This is a genomic window from Mycolicibacterium pyrenivorans (assembly GCF_025821625.1).
Taxonomy (GTDB): Bacteria; Actinomycetota; Actinomycetes; order Mycobacteriales; family Mycobacteriaceae; genus Mycobacterium; species Mycobacterium pyrenivorans.
In genome coordinates this window covers 1-2,159 of the sequence record NZ_JACKSH010000165.1, presented here as the reverse complement: position 1 = coordinate 2,159, position 2,159 = coordinate 1, and the positions used below count along the sequence as shown (strand labels likewise).

At 68.0% G+C, this 2,159-nt stretch carries 1 protein-coding gene; it reads right to left on the bottom strand.

The window, feature by feature from the left end:
• Positions 1-2,159: condensation domain-containing protein (locus H7I57_RS19695; RefSeq protein ID WP_264025466.1), on the bottom strand; the 2,159-nt coding region annotated here is incomplete at both ends.

Below are 2,159 nucleotides of genomic sequence, written 5' to 3'. Positions count from 1 at the left end.
ACCTTTGGGGGTGCCGGTGGTGCCGGAGGTGTAGATCAGGTAGGCGATGTCGTCGGGAGCCGGTGCCGGCAGGCCCTCGACGGGTTGGCTGTCGATGGCCGGGTCGTCCACCTCGATGAGGGTCACGTCGTAGGCGTGGAGTCGGCAGCGCACTGCCTGGGTGGTGACCGCGGCGATTGGGGTGGCGTCGGTGAGCATGAACGCGATCCGCGCGTCGGGTAGTGCGGGGTCGATCGCCAGGTAGGCCGCCCCGGTCTTGAGTACCGCCAGCATCGCCACCACCGCGTCGGCGGAGCGCTCCAACAGCAGCGCCACACACTGACCCGCGCCTACACCACGCTCAACGAGCAGATGCGCCAACCGATTCGCCGTCTCATCGAGCTCCCGATAGGTCAGCGACCGGCCCTCGAACGTCACCGCCACCGCTTCCGGGACGCGTGCGACCTGCTCGGCGAACAACTCCGGAACCGACACCGCAGGCGTGTCGGGCGCTGTGAGCACCGCGCGGTTGCCGATGTCATCGAGCTGTGCGCGCTCGCCCCGGTCGAGCACGTCGAACGCCGACACACGTGCCTGCGGATCGGCGGTCATCGCCTCCAGCACCCGCCGCAGCCGAACGACAAGGGTTTCGATGGTGTTCGCGTCGAACACATCGGTGCGGTACTCCACCGATCCGCCGATCCCGGCGGGCTCGCCGTCGTCGGTGAACTGTTCGACCAGCGAGAAGGACACGTCCATGCGGGCGGTGTGGGTCTGCACCGGCAGTTGGGTGACCTGCAGGTCGCCCATCCTCAACCCTGCATCGGGGTCGTAACCGACCTGTCCGTGCAGGTTCTGCCAGGCCAGCATCACCTGGACCAGCGGGTGGTGGGTCAGCGACCGAGTGGGGTTGAGGCGCTCCACGAGCACCTCGAAGGGCACGTCCTGGTGTTCGAAGGCCGCCAGGCTGCGCCGCCTCACCTGGGACAACAGCTCGGTGGCGGTGGGATCGCCTGTCAGGTCGACGCGCAGCACCAGCGTGTTGACGAAGAAGCCGACCAGCTCGTCGAGGGCGGGATCGGTACGGCCGGCGATCGGGAAGCCCACCGCCACATCGGAACTGGCGCTGATCTTGGACAGCAGCACCGATACGGCGGCCTGCATCACCATGAAGCTGGTGGTGTGGTGTTCGCGGGCAACGTCGCGCACCTGCTTCTGCAACTGAGCAGGCCAGTCCACCGTCACGCTGGCGCCCCGTTGATCGGCGGCAGGCGGGTAGGGCCGATCCGTCGGCAGCTGCAGCCGTTCGGGCATTCCCGCCAGGGCATCCCGCCAGTACGCCAGCTGCGCGGAGACGCGGCTCTCGCTGTCACGGAGATCACCGAGCCGCGCGCGCTGCCACAGCGTGTAGTCGACGTACTGCACCGGCAGTTCAGGCCAATCGGGCGCGCGGCGGGCGCACCGATTCACATACGCCGCAGACAGATCCGCCATCAGCGGGGCGATCGACCACCCGTCGGCGGCGATGTGGTGAACCACGCCGACCAGCACGTGCTCGTCGTCGGCCCGCCGGAAAAGGGTGGCCTGCAGTGGGATCTCATCGGCCAGGTCGAACGCGTGATGTCCCGCCGCCTCGACAGCGGCCGTCAGCTCGTCCGCCGACCAACCAGCGGCATCGATGACCGCCCAACCGAAATCGGCACGTCCGGGCGGCAGCACCACCTGCTGCGGTATGCCTCCGGGCGCGGTGATCAGCGTGCGCAGGCTTTCGTGGCGATCCACCACATCGGCGAGCGCTGCGGCCATCGCACCCGCGTCGAGCCTGCCGCGCAGCCGCAGCGCCACCGCCATGTTGTAGACCGGCGAGGGGCCCTGCAACTGGTCGATGAACCACAGTCGATTCTGGGCGAAGGACAGTGGAATCGCCGCGGGTCGCTCGACAGCGACCAACGGTTCACGTCGATGCCCGTCCGCCCCGATGTGGGGCGCCAGTTGGGCGATGGTGGGGGCGTCGAAGACGGTGTGCACCGCAATGTCGGTGTCGAGGTCGTTGTTGATGGCGGCGACGAGTCGCATGGCGAGGATGCTGTCGCCGCCGAGGTCGAAGAAGGAGTCGTCGATGCTGATGTGTTGGAGTCCGAGGACTTGGGTGTAGATGCCGGCCAGGATTTCTTCGACGG